Annotated in this window: 14 protein-coding genes and 1 tRNA gene; 7 read left to right on the top strand and 8 right to left on the bottom strand. The window is 59.8% G+C overall.

Going from position 1 to position 14,886, the window contains the following annotated elements:
- Nucleotides 1-22: 22 nt before the first annotated feature.
- From ACQZ5N_RS19595 to ACQZ5N_RS19580, 4 genes are all read right to left on the bottom strand, one after another.
- On the bottom strand, nucleotides 23-1,627 hold the full coding sequence (locus ACQZ5N_RS19595) for an ABC transporter substrate-binding protein (protein ID WP_137453361.1): 1,605 nt from the start codon (nucleotides 1,625-1,627) through the stop codon (nucleotides 23-25).
- A gap of 119 nt (nucleotides 1,628-1,746) precedes the next feature.
- Entirely contained in the window at nucleotides 1,747-2,934 is a 1,188-nt protein-coding gene (locus tag ACQZ5N_RS19590; RefSeq protein WP_448733859.1) for a M24 family metallopeptidase, read from the bottom strand.
- 553 nt (nucleotides 2,935-3,487) lie between these two features.
- Nucleotides 3,488-4,237 carry an SDR family oxidoreductase gene (locus ACQZ5N_RS19585; RefSeq protein ID WP_448733858.1) on the bottom strand — a complete coding sequence of 250 codons (750 nt, stop codon included), beginning with the start codon at nucleotides 4,235-4,237 and terminating at the stop codon, nucleotides 3,488-3,490.
- On the bottom strand, nucleotides 4,234-4,848 hold the full coding sequence (locus ACQZ5N_RS19580; RefSeq protein WP_059756911.1) for a nucleoside 2-deoxyribosyltransferase: 615 nt from the start codon (nucleotides 4,846-4,848) through the stop codon (nucleotides 4,234-4,236). Before ACQZ5N_RS19580 ends, ACQZ5N_RS19585 begins: the two co-directional genes overlap by 4 nt.
- A gap of 176 nt (nucleotides 4,849-5,024) precedes the next feature.
- Between ACQZ5N_RS19580 and ACQZ5N_RS19575 the strand changes: the two genes are divergently transcribed.
- The 4 genes from ACQZ5N_RS19575 (at nucleotide 5,025) to ACQZ5N_RS19560 (ending at nucleotide 9,123) form a co-directional block, all read left to right on the top strand.
- A complete protein-coding gene (locus tag ACQZ5N_RS19575; protein ID WP_448733857.1) occupies nucleotides 5,025-5,651 on the top strand; it encodes a ribonuclease D in 627 nt (208 codons plus the stop codon).
- An 83-nt stretch (nucleotides 5,652-5,734) separates the two neighbouring features.
- A complete protein-coding gene (locus ACQZ5N_RS19570) occupies nucleotides 5,735-6,964 on the top strand; it encodes a hypothetical protein (RefSeq protein ID WP_269831883.1) in 1,230 nt (409 codons plus the stop codon).
- Nucleotides 6,965-7,012: 48 nt separating this feature from the next.
- The gene (locus ACQZ5N_RS19565; protein WP_448733856.1) at nucleotides 7,013-7,321 is read left to right on the top strand and encodes a hypothetical protein; all 309 of its coding nucleotides are present in this window, start codon (nucleotides 7,013-7,015) and stop codon (nucleotides 7,319-7,321) included.
- Nucleotides 7,322-7,575: 254 nt separating this feature from the next.
- Nucleotides 7,576-9,123 (top strand): hypothetical protein, encoded by a 1,548-nt coding sequence (locus tag ACQZ5N_RS19560; RefSeq protein ID WP_448733855.1) that lies wholly within the window; start codon nucleotides 7,576-7,578, stop codon nucleotides 9,121-9,123.
- A 239-nt stretch (nucleotides 9,124-9,362) separates the two neighbouring features.
- Here the strand turns inward: ACQZ5N_RS19560 and rpsA are convergent, their stop codons facing one another.
- Nucleotides 9,363-11,063, bottom strand: a complete 1,701-nt coding sequence (gene rpsA / locus ACQZ5N_RS19555) for a 30S ribosomal protein S1 (RefSeq protein WP_003522474.1) — start codon at nucleotides 11,061-11,063, stop codon at nucleotides 9,363-9,365.
- A 170-nt stretch (nucleotides 11,064-11,233) separates the two neighbouring features.
- A complete protein-coding gene (gene cmk / locus ACQZ5N_RS19550; RefSeq protein WP_161987950.1) occupies nucleotides 11,234-11,893 on the bottom strand; it encodes a (d)CMP kinase in 660 nt (219 codons plus the stop codon).
- Nucleotides 11,894-12,092: 199 nt separating this feature from the next.
- Between cmk and ACQZ5N_RS19545 the strand changes: the two genes are divergently transcribed.
- Both ACQZ5N_RS19545 and ACQZ5N_RS19540 read left to right on the top strand, forming a co-directional pair.
- Nucleotides 12,093-12,479, top strand: a complete 387-nt coding sequence (locus ACQZ5N_RS19545) for a TIGR02300 family protein (protein ID WP_003522472.1) — start codon at nucleotides 12,093-12,095, stop codon at nucleotides 12,477-12,479.
- A 152-nt stretch (nucleotides 12,480-12,631) separates the two neighbouring features.
- Nucleotides 12,632-12,707: transfer RNA gene (locus tag ACQZ5N_RS19540), tRNA-Ala, on the top strand.
- A gap of 76 nt (nucleotides 12,708-12,783) precedes the next feature.
- Here the strand turns inward: ACQZ5N_RS19540 and ACQZ5N_RS19535 are convergent.
- Together ACQZ5N_RS19535 and ACQZ5N_RS19530 are read right to left on the bottom strand one after the other, a co-directional pair.
- Complete coding sequence (locus ACQZ5N_RS19535; RefSeq protein WP_448733854.1) at nucleotides 12,784-13,284, bottom strand: thermonuclease family protein; 501 nt, start codon at nucleotides 13,282-13,284, stop codon at nucleotides 12,784-12,786.
- Between the two features lie 73 nt (nucleotides 13,285-13,357).
- Nucleotides 13,358-13,732 (bottom strand): PAS domain-containing protein, encoded by a 375-nt coding sequence (locus tag ACQZ5N_RS19530; protein ID WP_448733853.1) that lies wholly within the window; start codon nucleotides 13,730-13,732, stop codon nucleotides 13,358-13,360.
- Nucleotides 13,733-13,938: 206 nt separating this feature from the next.
- Between ACQZ5N_RS19530 and ACQZ5N_RS19525 the strand changes: the two genes are divergently transcribed.
- Nucleotides 13,939-14,841, top strand: coding sequence for an NUDIX hydrolase (locus ACQZ5N_RS19525; RefSeq protein WP_448733852.1), 903 nt, complete (start codon nucleotides 13,939-13,941; stop codon nucleotides 14,839-14,841).
- The last annotated feature ends 45 nt before the right edge of the window (nucleotides 14,842-14,886 follow it).

Here is a 14,886-nt window from a genome sequence, read left to right as displayed (position 1 = left end):
TCCGCGCGTCCGTTGTTTGGGATTATTCCGCGATGTCGACGTTTTCGAAGGTGAAGTCGCCAAGCGGGCTCATGGTGAAGCCGGAAACCTTGGCGGACATCGGAACGAACTGCGTGGAATGCGCAAGCGTCGCCCACGGAGCCTGTTCCTTGAAGATCACCTGCGCCTGCTCGTAAAGCTTGGTGCGCTCGGCAACGTCAGTCGCCTGCTTCGCCTTGGAAATCAGCTCGGAGAACTCCTTGTTGCACCACTGCGCACGGTTCGTGCCGCCTTCGCCTGCCGAAGCGCAGGAGAGCAGAACGCCCATGAAATTGTCCGGATCACCGTTGTCACCGGTCCAGCCGAGGATGACGGCGCCGTCGCGGTTCACTTCGGTCGACTTCTTGAGGTATTCACCCCATTCATAGGAGACGATCTCAGCCTTGACGCCGACCTTGGCGAAATCCGCCTGGATGAGTTCGGCGGTGCGGCGTGCATTCGGCATGTAAGGACGCTGAACCGGCATTGCCCAGATCTTCATCGACAGATCCTTGACGCCAGCGGCTTCGAGAGCCTTCTTGGCCGCTTCCGGATCGTACGCATCGTCCTTGATGCTGTCGTTATAGGACCACATCGTCGGCGGGATCGGGTTCTTTGCAACCTGACCGGCGCCCTGGAACACGGCGTCGATGATCGCCTGCTTGTTCATCGCCATGTTCAGCGCCTTGCGGACTTCCGGCTTGTCGAAAGGCGCAACGGTGGTGTTGTAGGCGAAGTAGGCGACGTTCAGACCCGACTGTTCATCGAGCTTGAGGTTGGAATCGGCGCGGATGGCGGCAAGGTCAGCCGGTGCCGGGTAAGGCATCAGGTGGCATTCGCCGGCCTTCAGCTTCTGCAGACGAACGGCGGCGTCCGGCGTGATCGCGAAGATCAGGTCGTCGATCTTCGGTGCTTCGCCCCAGTAGTCGGCGTTCTTCTGGTAGCGGATGACCGCGTCCTTCTGATAGGCGACGAACTTGAACGGGCCCGTGCCGATCGGCAGGTTGTTGAAGTCTTCCTTGGTGCCGGCCTTTTCCAGCGTATCGGCATATTCCTTCGATACGATGGAGGCGAAAGGCATGGCGATGTTGGCGAGGAACGGCGCTTCCGGACGCGTCAGCACGAACTTGACGGTGTAATCGTCGACCTTGACGATTTCCTTGATCAGCGACGGCATTTCCATGGAGTTGAAATATTCGTAGGTGATGCCTGCGATATACTGGTTCCACGGGTTCTTCGCATCGCGCTGGCGGTCGTAGCTGAAGATCACGTCATCGGCGTTGAATTCGCGGCTCGGCGTGAACTTGTCGTTGGCGTGCCACTTCACGCCCTTGCGCAGGTGGAAGGTATATTCCAGACCGTCGCTCGAAACTTCCCATTTTTCGGCAAGGCCGGGCTCAACTTCGGTCGTGCCCTTCTTGAACTCGGTCAGGCGGTTGTAGACCGGATGCGCGGAAGCGTCGAAGGTGCCGCCAGCGGTGTAGGGCGACGGATCGAAGCCTTCCGGCGATGCCTCGGAGCAATAAACGAAGGTCTTCGCCATGGCGGGCATGGCGGAAGTGATCGCAATCGCAGAGGCGATAAGCAAACTGCGGGTCAGCGTTTTCATCTGGTGGTCCTTTCCCTCTTTTTCTGAGTTCCTGCGGCCCCGTCCGGGGGCCTACCTCTTCTGGTCAGCAGCGACATGGGAGCCCCGTGTCGCCGTTCGGTCCTTTGCCTCCCGACCAATTACCCGGCGACCGGCTGAAACAACCGGTCGAGGTTCTTCTCCGGTGGGCAGAACCAGCGCGGTCCCGCCTCCGTCATATAGGCTATATCCTCGAGACGGACGCCGCATTCGCCATAAACGCACAGCATCGGCTCGATGGAAAAACACATGCCCGGCTCCAGCGCCGTGGCATTTCCTGCAACGATATAGGGTTCTTCGTGAATATCCAGCCCAAGCCCGTGGCCGGTGCGGTGCGGCAGGCCGGGAAGCTGATAATCCGGGCCGAAACCGGCCGCTTTCAGGCTGTCGCGCGCGGCCCTGTCCACATCCGAGCAGGCAGCACCGACTTTGGCTGCGGCAAAGGCCGCCGCCTGCGCGTCGCGCTCGGCGTTCCAGAGGAAACGCTGCCGTTCCGTCGGTTTGCCGAAGACATAGGTGCGGGTGATATCGGAACGATAGCCGTGAAGAATGCCGCCGAGATCGACCAGCACCATATCGCCTTCGCTGAGCGTCTGCGCATGGGGCACGCCATGCGGATAGGCCGTCGCCTCGCCGAACTGCACCGCCACGAAAAGCGGCTTCAGGCCAAGGGCGACATGCGCCGCATTAACGAAATCAGCGACTTCCGTGGTGGAAACGCCGGGACGCAGCCCTTCGAACACGGCCTTCTGCACGCCGTAACTCGCGTCCATCGCCGTCTGGATGATGGCGATCTCGGCTGCGGATTTGACCTGCCGCTGGGCGACGATCATCGGCTGGGCGGAAATGATGCGCCCTTCAAGACGCTGCATGAGGGCCGATGCGAAGACAAAGGGGGTGGCCGGATCGATGGCGACAAGATGACCGGGACAGGTCAAGTCACCGATACGTCTTGCCATCAGGTCGAAGGGGCTTTCATCCTCTTCCCAGACGGCAACCTCACCCGCAATGCGGATGAGCGTCTGAAGCTTCGGCTCCTCGAAGGTCGGGCTGACATAGACCGGCACACCTTCCGCCGGCACCAGGGCGCCGTGAATGCGCTCGGAAAGACCAAGCGACAGGCCGGTATAATAGGTTAGCGACGATGATGCATCGAGCCAGACCGCCTTGATATTTTGCTGGATCATTCGCGCCTGCAGGCCGCGTAGTCGCAACCTGAGCTCGTCTTCAGCGATCGATGAAACCGCGATCGGCTGAAACCGCTTCAGCGCCTCTTGAAAGTCTGCCATTCTCTCCCCGCCGCTTTCGGGCCGCAGACACAGGCGTGCCGACAACCTCCCAAGCGTTCTTTTGCCCATGCTTAAACACAGGGCGGGGGGTAAGCAATGGCCCGGCAAGGCACGCCACCACAAAACTGTGCAAATTTATCTAGACATAACGAAAATGTGATCGACGCACGCCTGATTTCAACATTCGTTGCCTTGACGCAGAAATTCAAAATCCCCCGGAAATCCAAGGGGAGACTGCGGACCGTTTTCAGCACCGAGCCGGTGCACGGGAAGTAAACGGCCAAAAATATTCAAGGAAAAGACGCCCAAAAAAGGAAAAAGCCTGCCGCGGGAGGAGGTGCGGCAGGCTTCAAACTTGATCGGTGATTGGGAGGAGGAGTACCACCGATCCACATCGAGCGACGCTGGGAGGAGGAGTGCGTCGCTTCGATGATTTGAATATAGCGGTATCCGTGATTTTTAACAGAGCAAGTCTCGCAATGCAGCATTGCATTTCTGCATAGCTCGAAAATTCCTGCCCGGTTTTTCAGCACTCCCCAAAATCGCGGGAAAATCAGCTGTCCCGATAGACCTGGAAACCGGCGAAGGACTGGTTGACCGGCATGAGTTCGAGGCTGTTGATGTTGATATGCTTGGGCTGCGAGGCGACCCAGTAGATGGTGTTGGCAATATCGTCCGCCGTGATCGGATTGACGCCCTTGTAGAGATTGTCCGAGGCTTCCTGATTGCCGCCGGTGCGCACCAGCGTAAATTCCGTTTCGCACATGCCAGGCTCGATGGATGTCACCCGCACGCCCTTGCCATGCAGGTCGGAACGCAGGCCGAGCGAAAACTGCCGCAGGAACGCTTTGGTACCGCCATACACATTGCCGCCCGTATAGGGGTAATGCGCGGCCACAGACGAGAGGTTGACGACAATACCCTTGCGCCCGATCAGCGTCGGCAGCAGATGGTGGGTGATGTTCAGGAGACCGGTGATGTTGGTGTCCACCATGATCTGCCAGTCTTTCAAGGGCACCTGCGGTGCGGGCGCGGTGCCGAGTGCGAGACCGGCATTGTTGACGAGAACGTCGATATCCTGGAAGCCTTCCGGCAATCCGGACAGCGCCTTTCCTGTCGCCTCCTCGTCGGTGATGTCGAAGGCGAGGCCATGAAAGGCGGAACCGAGCTCGGCGGAAAGCGCCTCCAGCCGTTCCGCCCGCCGGCCCGTGCCGATGACCTTCCAGCCTTCCTTGACGAAGCGCCGCGCCGTGGCCTGTCCGAAGCCGGATGTCGCGCCGGTGATGAGGATGGTTCCGCTCATGATGATGCCTCCACTCTATTGGTTTTTTCAGGGTCAATCGGTGTCAGTAACTTTTCGGCCGCCGCCGCGAGACAGCGCCTGTAGGCCTCGAGATCCGTATACAAGGCCTCTTCGGGAGCATCGCCAACGATGATGACGCCGCCGCGCCGCAAAATCCCGCCATGCAGCATGAGATTGTCGACCATGTCGAAATTCTCGATCGACAGCCCGTCCGGCCCGCGATAACGGCCCGTTTCATCCAGGGTGGCGACGCCGCCATAATGCGCCTTGATGCGGGTGAAGTGATTGGCCGCGACATTGGTATAAGCGAAAACCGGCTTGCCCAGCGCGCACATGAAGCCCAGCTCATAGCTGGTTCCCGTATCGGCGGCGATGCCGCGAAACGGCGTGAGGTTGGCGATCACCGCATCCGCTTCCAGCATCATCCGCTCATCGACGGCATTGATGTTGCAGCCGTGACCGACCCTGGTATCCGCCGGCGGAATTTGCAGATCGCCCGGCGAAAGCGGCGTGAAACCGGCTTCCCGCGCCAGCGAGGCCTTGAGATCGAGCATTTCGCGCGCGTTCGGGAGGAAGACTTCCGGTCCGGCGAGATAGATTTTCTTTGTCATCGGGAATTCATGCGATTTGTCAGGAAAGGATTTCCCGACCCTAACCCGGGGGCTTTCGCAAAGGCAAGTGCCAAGGCCATGCGGCGTGACGCACCGGACGAGCCGATAAAACGGTATCGTCCCGCCGCTCTTTCCGTTATAGCCGGAGCAAGAAACTGGAATTTCTGGAGCAGGACATGGCAGCACCCATCCGTTACCACGAAGGCGATATTTCCGCCGAAGATGCCGCGCGTTACACCGGCGCCATCGCAATCGATACGGAAACGCTGGGACTGGTGCCGCGCCGAGACCGCCTCTGTGTCGTTCAGCTTTCGCCGGGCGACGGCACGGCGGACGTCATTCGCATTGCCGCCGATCAAAAGGAAGCGCCGAACCTCGTCCGGATGCTTGCCGACCCTGCCCGCCAGAAGATTTTTCACTATGGCCGTTTCGATATCGCCGTTCTGTTCCACACCTTCGGCGTGACGACCACGCCGGTCTTCTGCACCAAGATCGCCTCGCGACTGACCCGAACCTATACGGACCGGCACGGGCTGAAGGATAACCTTAAGGAAATGCTGGAAGTCGATATTTCCAAGGCCCAGCAATCTTCCGACTGGGCGGCCGAGACCCTGTCGCCGGCGCAGCTCGAATATGCCGCCTCCGACGTGCTGCACCTGCACGCGCTGCGCGACAAGCTGACAGGTCGTCTCGTGCGTGACGGCCGCCTCGACCATGCCGACGCCTGTTTCGCCTTTCTGCCGACCCGCGCGAAGCTCGACCTCCTCGGCTGGGAAGAAACCGATATTTTCGCCCATAGCTGAGCGAGCCCGCCTCCGGTTTAAGCACTGATTTACCAGAATTGCCTATTCTCGGCCGCAACTTTGGCGGCCGGGGACTTTGAGGGATGATTACTCCGCTACAGCAGACGGCGGGCATTGCGGTCAGCGACCTCATGCGCTCGATGGTCGAAACCATCGAGGAACGCCAGCGCGAAGAGCAGGAAAAGGCCAACGGCACCAAAAAGGACGATGCGGTCAAGACAAACCCGCAGCCGGACGAAAGCCAGCGCACCGCCAATGAGAAGATAAGCGCCTATCTCTTCGGCGTGATGAAACCGGATGCCGATGCCTTCGCCTCGCTCGTCTCCCGCTTTTCCTCCGCTCTGGGCATCACACAGGAAAAGGACGAATCGAGCTTTTCCTTCGCGCGAAGACTTCAGGATGCGCTGACCCTGACCGACAGCTTCGAAAAAACCGATGCGCAGGGGAAAGCCACGAAGATTTCCCTGAAATCCTTCGGCGTTTCGGAGGCTGAGGTCGTGGACGTGCTGAACAATGGCGTCAACAGCAAGACCGATCCCATGGCCGCCCTTGCCGCCCGCATCGCAAAGGGTGCAGGCCTCACAGGCACGGAAGAGGATTTCGGCGAGCAGATGTCGAAAGCCATCATGGCGGCGCGCGCGACCCTGCCGAAAAACGTCGACGATCTGGAAGAATCGACCGGCCTCAAACAACTCGGCGTTTCCGCCCGGCAGATGATCTCCGCCATCGCCAACCCTTATGGCGATGAGGCGCGCGCCGTGAAGGAGGCCTTGGACGAACAGGCGCAGGGCACCCGCTTCATGACGCGTGAAACCCTGAAGGTCATTCAGCGTCTCGAAGATGTCGCCGATCCCAAAACCAGGGAAGAGTTGCAGGCCGAACGCGGTAAAGATCGTATCGGCGAAATCAACGATGCCGAGGTGAAGGCCGAGCGGGAACAGGATATTCAGGCGCGCGATGCGCAGGGCAAGCTTGAAGACGTGCAGGAGCTTCAGGACGTCGTGAAGGAGCATATCGATGCTTCCGGCGACGAAAAAACGGAAGGCGTCGATCCGCAGGCGCCGGCCGACACATCGTCGGAAACGGCCCTGATCGCCGTGCTTGCGGCTGCGCCTGCTGAGCAAGCCGCCCCGGCGGAAAACGAAAATGAGCCGGCGGAGACAGACGCGGGCACCGATCCGACCGATGCGGAAGACGACGGCGAAAAACTGCTCGATGCGCAGGCGCTTGTCGAAGACACCCGCAACGCCATTTTGCCGATCTCGATCGACGACAATGGCCTTTATGAACTGCTGAAGAAAAAGGCGGCATGATTGCCGCTTCCGATCGTCACTTGAGCGAAACATGATGTGAGTTCAGACATGACCGATATTTCCAGCCTATCCGGCAGCGCCGTTTACGACACAGAACCCAATGCCGCGCAGGCGCTGCTATCCATGGCCGCCCCGTCGCTCGTTCCGGATGATGCGGCCTTCACCGCGCCCGCTGAGGAAGACAGCCTCATCGAACCGGTGAACATTCAACCGGATCGAAATCTTCCCAAGGCAAGCTGGCTCGATGCCATGCCGCCGGAAGCTTTTGAGACGGCGCCCAGCGATCCCGACCATATTTCCTCGGTCAATTCCGACGATAACGGTCTTTACCGCATGTTCATCGGCGTTTCGCCCTGACCGGACGCGCAATTCGTTGGTTAGCCAAATCTTAATATCTGCAAGCCAAGATTGAGCTTGATGATTCTGTATGCGCTGCAACCGGCATTGCGGCCAGAGGCGTATACGGCGCTCCCGCATGAGCGGGCGAGATGACACCTGTCCATCACCGGCGCGGCGATTTTTCAACATTCAAGCCAGATGCGGATCACAGAGCCAATGGGGATTGGCCCTTTCGCAGCCAGCGGCGGTCACCGATAGAAACGGAGCGCAGCATGTTACCGCCTGTACCGAAAATTGCGGCAACCGATGCCGCCTATGGAACCACGGTTTCACTGACACCGCGCGAGCAGGTGAAACAGACTGCACCGCCGCAACCGAACACTCCCGCCCCTGAAAACAGCAGCCTTTTTGCCCGCGCGGCAATCGCCTCCCTTGCCAGCGAATTTCAGCTCTCGCGCAGCACCGCCGTTCTGGCGGAAGCGCTCGGCAAGCTGATGAACCTGCCCCGGCGGGATGGCGAAGCCATAGAGACCTATGTGACGCGGCTGACGGAGGCGCTCCGCACCCTGCCCGCGCCACAACGCCTGGCGCTGGAACAGCAGGTCGGCAAGGCCCTGCAGGGCCTGACCCTTTCGATGCTCGCCGAAATCCTGAAACAGCCGACCGGGCCGGATGCTGCCCGCCTCGCGCTGCTGATCGAGCTTTCCCGTTACAAGGGAACGGACCTTGCGGCAAAGGCGGTGGTTTCCTCCTATCAGCAGAACAATTCCTCCAATCCCGCCCCCGCGCAATCGGCCCAGCCGAAACAGCAAAACGCACCGGGCCAGAATGCGGAAGCTCGCCCGTCTCCGGCCGCGACAGCGCAGGCGGCAAATTCCGCCACCGTCAGCCGGCTCCTGCCGCTGCTCATCGGGCCGCTCGCCCTCAGTGGCGCAGCGATGAAAGCCACGGTGGCGGCGCTAACGGCGCAACTGGACCCCCGGCCCACGCTTTCCACCCCGCCTGCCGACACACATGATACGCCGACCAATGCCGCAAAGCCGGATGGAAGAGCCGAAAACACGGCACGTCCGCTTCCGCCACAAACCGGCAGCGTGATGAAGGAAGTGTCGGCCGAGGCCCGCCCGGCAAATCCGCCCCGCGCCGAGACCGGCGAAGCCCGCCCTGCCCTTCCGCATCGGGAGACGATGAAGCCGGAGCAGAAAGAAATCCGCACGGGCCTTACCCCGCCATCAGGTTTGTTCGCAGACGACGCCGAGACCGTGAACAGCCTGCTGCTTGCCGCCACCGCCGGCAAACTTCCGCTCAAGCCGACCGGTACGCAAGAGCCTCCGCCCGCGCCGCAGGGTGTTGCGCAGCAACCGTCCGACGATCAGCCCCCCGAAAAATCGGCCCTCGCAACAGCCGCCGCCCGCCCCTCGGGTGAGGAAACGGAAACGGCGACCCAACGCCCCGAAGCCCAGCCGCTGCCTCGGAGTGTGCTGGACCCGGAAGCGAGAATGGCGATGCTGGAGCAATCGGCTTCGCAATCGTTGATCGCCGCGGCTCTGGTAAAAGACGGCACACCGCTGCCGCTTGTCGCCTATCCTCCGGCGGATGAGGACTATGAATCGGAAACGCCGCCGCGCGGAGGCGGCCCATTTTCCGAGGATGAGGCAAACGACGAGGCCGAAGCCGGCGCTGATAATTCCGACGGTCAGGACGAAAAAGAAGAGCGCATCGCCGCCAATGACGGGATCGACACGCAGGAAAGCCCGACGGCGGTGGCTTCCGACGACAGCGCGGAAAATTATTATCTGAAGATGAGCGGCATGCTCTGAATTCGGCGTGGTCAGATTGGAATGTAAGTTGCGCCAATCACGCCGACGTCATCCTCGGGCCTGTCCCGAGGATCTGCGACCGATTGATTTTATTCGACGTGATTAGATCCTCGGCACAGGGCCGAGGATGACGTCGAGAGAAGCCTTACCCTTCGCGCTCAAGCGGGCAAGGCCCGTTGAACCCAACAAAAAACCCGCCGGAAATTCCGGCGGGTTCTTCATTTCAAAGATCGGAGCGATTATTCGCCGCGGTTCTTCAGAGCCGCGCCGAGGATGTCGCCGAGCGAAGCGCCCGAGTCGGACGAACCGAACTGTGCGACGGCTTCCTTCTCTTCAGCGATTTCCAGAGCCTTGATCGAAAGCATGACCTTGCGGTCCTTCTTCGAGAAGTTGACGACGCGGGCGTCGACAACCTGGCCAACCGAGAAGCGCTCGGGGCGCTGCTCGTCGCGGTCACGGGAAAGGTCAGCGCGACGGATGAACGAGGTGAGGTCTTCGTGGTTGACGAGCTTCACTTCGATGCCGCCATCGTTGACGCCGATGACTTCAGCGGAAACGACTGCGTTCTTGCGCAGGTCGCCGGAAGAAGCGGCTTCGCCGACAGCATCCTTGCCGAGCTGCTTGATGCCGAGCGAGATGCGTTCCTTCTCGACGTCAACGTCGAGAACGACGGCCTTGACGACGTCACCCTTGTTGTACTCTTCGATGACCTGCTCGCCCGGACGGTTCCAGTCGAGATCAGACAGGTGAACCATGCCGTCGACATCGCCTTCGAGGCCGATGAACAGACCGAATTCGGTCTTGTTCTTGACTTCGCCTTCAACTTCAGTGCCGGCCGGATGGCTGTAGGCAAATGCCTGCCACGGGTTTTCCAGCGTCTGCTTGAGGCCAAGCGAGATACGGCGCTTGGACGGATCGACTTCGAGAACGACAACGTCGACTTCCTGGCTCGTGGACAGGATCTTGCCGGGATGGACGTTCTTCTTGGTCCAGGACATTTCGGAAATGTGGATCAGGCCTTCGATGCCCGGCTCCAGCTCGACGAATGCACCGTAGTCGGTGATGTTCGTGACCGTACCGGAGATCTTCTTGCCAACCGGGTACTTGGCGGAGATGCCATCCCACGGATCGGACTCGAGCTGCTTCATGCCGAGCGAGATGCGGTGGGTTTCCTGGTTGATGCGGATGATCTGAACCTTGACCTGCTGGCCAATGTTGAGGATTTCCGAAGGATGGTTGACGCGGCGCCATGCCATGTCGGTGACGTGCAGCAGGCCGTCGATGCCGCCGAGGTCAACGAACGCACCGTAATCGGTGATGTTCTTGACGACGCCGTCAACAACCTGGCCTTCTTCAAGGTTCTGAACGATTTCAGAACGCTGCTCAGCACGCGACTCTTCGAGAACCGTGCGGCGCGAAACAACGATGTTGCCGCGACGCTTGTCCATCTTGAGGATTTCGAAGGGCTGCGGGTTGTGCATCAGCGGGGTAACGTCGCGGATCGGACGGATGTCGACCTGCGAACGCGGAAGGAAGGCAACAGCGCCGTCCAGATCGACGGTGAAACCACCCTTGACCTGGTTGAAGATAACGCCTTCGACGCGCTCGCCAGCTTCGAACTTGGCTTCGAGCTTGACCCAGCTTTCTTCGCGGCGAGCCTTCTCGCGCGACAGAACGGCTTCGCCGAGAGCGTTTTCGATGCGCTCGACGTAAACTTCGACTTCGTCGCCGACCTTCAGCGTGCCGTCCTTGGACTTCGCGCCGAATTCCTTCAACGGTACGCGGCCTTCAACCTTGAGGCCGACGTCGACGATGGCAACGTCCTTCTCGATTGCCGTTACGATACCCTTGGCAACATAGCCTTCGGCAAGATCGTTGGAGGCAAAGGATTCTTCGAGAAGCGCTGCGAAATCTTCGCGCGTGGGGGTAGATACTGACATGAAATCTCCTGATTGCATCCGCGCAATGGCGAATACAAAAGCGCCGGTGGGCTAGTGTTGTTGATACCCGACCCCATGCCCGCCTTTTCAAAAGGCTTTCCGGCGCAAGGACATGTCTTCGGGCAATTCCGGACTAAACGCAGACGGCAGGAAGCCGTTCCGCGAGAAACCTATCTCTTCAGGGCGGCGTCGATGATCGTCCGCGCGGCCTGAAACGCCGCCTCTATACTCATTTCCGACGTATCTAGCAAGTGCGCGTCTTCAGCCGGCTTCAACGGGCTGTCGGCGCGGCCCATGTCGCGCTCGTCGCGTTTTTTCACTTCAGCGAAAATGGCATCATAATCGCCGCTGCCGCCATTGGCCAGAATTTCATCATAACGGCGTCGCGCCCGCACGTCCGCAGAGGCCGTGACATAGAGCTTCACCGGCGCCTGCGGGCACACAACCGTGCCGATGTCGCGCCCGTCAAGCACCGTGCCCGGTTCCTTTGCGGCAAAACGCTGCTGCGCCTTCACGAGCGCGCGCCTCACCGGCGTCATCACGGCGATTTTGGATGCGGCCTCGCCGATATCGTGCCGGGAAAGAACGGCGCGATCGAGCCCCGCAAGATCGACTTCCAGCGCGATCTTCTCAGCCACGGCTTCGTCATCGAGCGGCAGGCCCGCATCCAGAAGCGCCTTGGCGGTCGCCCTGTAGGTCAGCCCGGTATCGAGATGGTGGAAACCATAGGTCTCGGCAATCCTGCGCGACAGGGTTCCTTTGCCCGCCGCAGCCGGCCCGTCTATGGCGATCGTGAAGGTCATGAAGCTTTCCGCCTGTGCATTCGTCATTCATATAATAGAGTGCGCAACGCCTTCTTATTTATATCGGCATCCCCGCATAGGGGTTGCGCCGAGGCGGGCGGCACCCGAAGTTTGTCTTTGACACGAAAGAGCGCAACGATTAAGGGGACCGGCTATAAATTTTACCGTCTATGCCGGTTTTACGGCGTACACACCGAAACTCATTCGACAATTTGAGGCTTAGACAGTGGCAAAAGCGGAACTTGGTACCAAGCGCACAGACCCCGATACCGGCAAGAAGTTCTACGATCTGAACCGCGATCCGGTCGTTTCTCCCTACACCGGCAAGTCCTGGCCGCTCTCCTTCTTCGAGGAAAGCACCGCCCAGGCCAAGATGGAGCAGGCTGAAGAAGAGGAAGTGGCGGAAGTCGATACCGAAAACACGGAAGTCGAACTCGTCTCGCTGGAAGATGCCGATGGCGATAACAACGGCGACGATATCCCCGATCTCGGCGACGACGATGACGTCGAAATCGATGACGACGACGACACCTTCCTCGAAACCGACGACGAAGATGACGACGACGACATGTCCGGCATCATCGGCGTATCGGGCGACGACGAAGAAGCTTGATTTTACTTGATAATTCGGCCCGACGACAAAAAAATGACGCCGGGCCGTTTTTTATGCTTGCACTCGTCGGAAAGCCGCAGTAGTAAGCCGCCACCGAACGGAACAACAACCGCTTCGGTTCCCGGAACCGGAAGAAATGCCGGAACCCTTATGGGGCTATAGCTCAGCTGGGAGAGCGCTTGCATGGCATGCAAGAGGTCAGCGGTTCGATCCCGCTTAGCTCCACCAAACCTTCCCAGACAAAAAATACCTTCCCTTCGGCCAGTCGCTCTTGCGCATCTCGCAACCCGTTCGACCTGATCGCCTATTGCAGCAGCGCCCGTACATCCTGCCCGTTGATCCGGCACTCCACGGAACCGCCGGCACCACCTTCCTCCACCGTCCGACATTCCAGATATCCGCCGCGCAGCCGATTCTCCAGCGCCTTGAAGGCGTTGAGGCCGCAGGCGTAACGGCGGCCGTCGGGGCCGGTGCAGACGCGGTTGCGCTCGACATCCTCCACGCCGGCGAGGCGGAATTCCTTGCCCTTGAAAGTGAAGCGGCTGCTGGAGATGACGCGCAGGCGCTGGTCTGCATGCATCTTCAGCGGATAGAGATCGGGAGGCGTCGGAATGCGCTCGTAATTTTGGCTACGCGGATCGACCCGCACCGGCGAGGTCGTCCACAGCAGTTCCGTATTGGCCGCAAGGCCTGCTGGCGCCGATGTCGCCTCGCCATTGATGAGCGAGGCGATGCGGATGCCGGCTATGCCGAGGCCAATGGCCAGAACGATCTGAAACAGCAAAATTGCGATCTGCCGGACCATGTCACCGCAACATCAAAACAATGAACGAATTAAAATCGATCGGCCGCCGCCTCGCGAAGAGGTCCGCCGCTTATCACATCAATAAAATCTTGCCGGCACTGACATCACGCACCGTGCCCATAGCCATGATCGGGATCCGGTCGCCATCCAGGATCACTCTTCCCGTTGTCCGCAGCCAGCGAAAACTGCCGGATTTGAGCTGAATGCGGTATTCCTGATCGTAAAACACGCCGCTTGTCAGCGAATTATAGACCGCCTTGGCGACACGCGCCCGCGAGCCGCTTTCGATCTGCGCAATGAAATCTTCGACCGGAATGCCGCAGGCGGCTTCTTCCGGCGAAAATTCGCGCAGGCGGGCGGCCACGGCATCCAGATAAACCAGATTTTGCCCGACGTTCCAGGTGTAGTAACCCACAAGTGTCTCTTCGAGAGATATGTTTTCCAACATCGGCCTTCTACAGTCTGAAATGCTCGTGCGGGTCTGTAACATATCAGATGACGGACGACTAACCACAAGAATTCATCCTTTTGTCTGATGGCGTCCGGTTTTCAGTCAGACTACTTATCGACAGCCCTTTTCGGCCGCCATGTTGGCGAAGCAACCTTCCTGTGCCAAAGAAGATTGATCTTGCGCCAACGACCAGAGGAGCCGCCGTGACCATCGGGCTTGCCCATGCCGAACTCATCGCCGTCGTCACCGCCATCACCACGGATGAGCCGCGGGTCATGACCGTTCGGGAAGGTGCAGCGCTTCCGTCGGGACCGTTCGAATTCGGGCACAGAACCCTCCAGAGCGGCTTGCGGGAATGGATTCACGAACAGACCCATCACCCCGTCGGTTATCTCGAACAGCTCTATACTTTCGCCGATCGCGACCGCAACAACGACATTTTAGGCGGCAGAACCATCTCCATCGGCTATCTGGGGCTGGTTCGCGAACAGGAAGCCTCCGGCGGCAAACGTCCGCTCTGGCACGGCTGGTACGAATATTTCCCCTGGGAGGATCATCGTCAGGGACGCCCGGAAGTTCTGGACAGCATCATCGACAGGCTGCGCGCCTGGGCGGATTCCGATCCTGCTTCCAAAAGCCAGCGCCATTTGCGGGCCGATTTCACCTTCGGCCTCGATGGCGGCGGCTGGAACGAGGAATTGACCCTGCAGCGTTACGAGTTGCTGTATGAAGCCGGGCTGGTCGAGGAAGCACAGGGGGAACCGCGGATCAATTTCGGCAGGCCGATGTTTGCCGATCACCGCCGCATTCTCGCCACCGGCATCGCGCGTCTGCGGGCCAAGATCAAATATCGCCCCGTGGTGTTCGAACTGATGGCCGACGCCTTCACGCTCCTGCAGCTACAGCGCGCCATCGAGGCGCTGGCGGGGCTTACGCTGCACAAGCAGAACTTCCGCCGGCTGATCGAACAGCAGCAGCTGGTGGAAGAGACGGGCCAGATGGCGACCGAAACCGGCGGACGCCCGGCAAAGCTCTTCCGCTTCCGCCAGACCGTTCTCGATGAACGCGCCCTTTCCGGAACGAAACTGCCGCTCTCCCGCAATTGACATATGCTCACAATGAGAATATGTCTTTGCCCTGGATATACTCAA

The sequence above is a fragment of the Agrobacterium sp. 22-221-1 genome (genome assembly GCF_053522445.1).
This window is presented reverse-complemented; position numbering and strand designations above follow the sequence as displayed.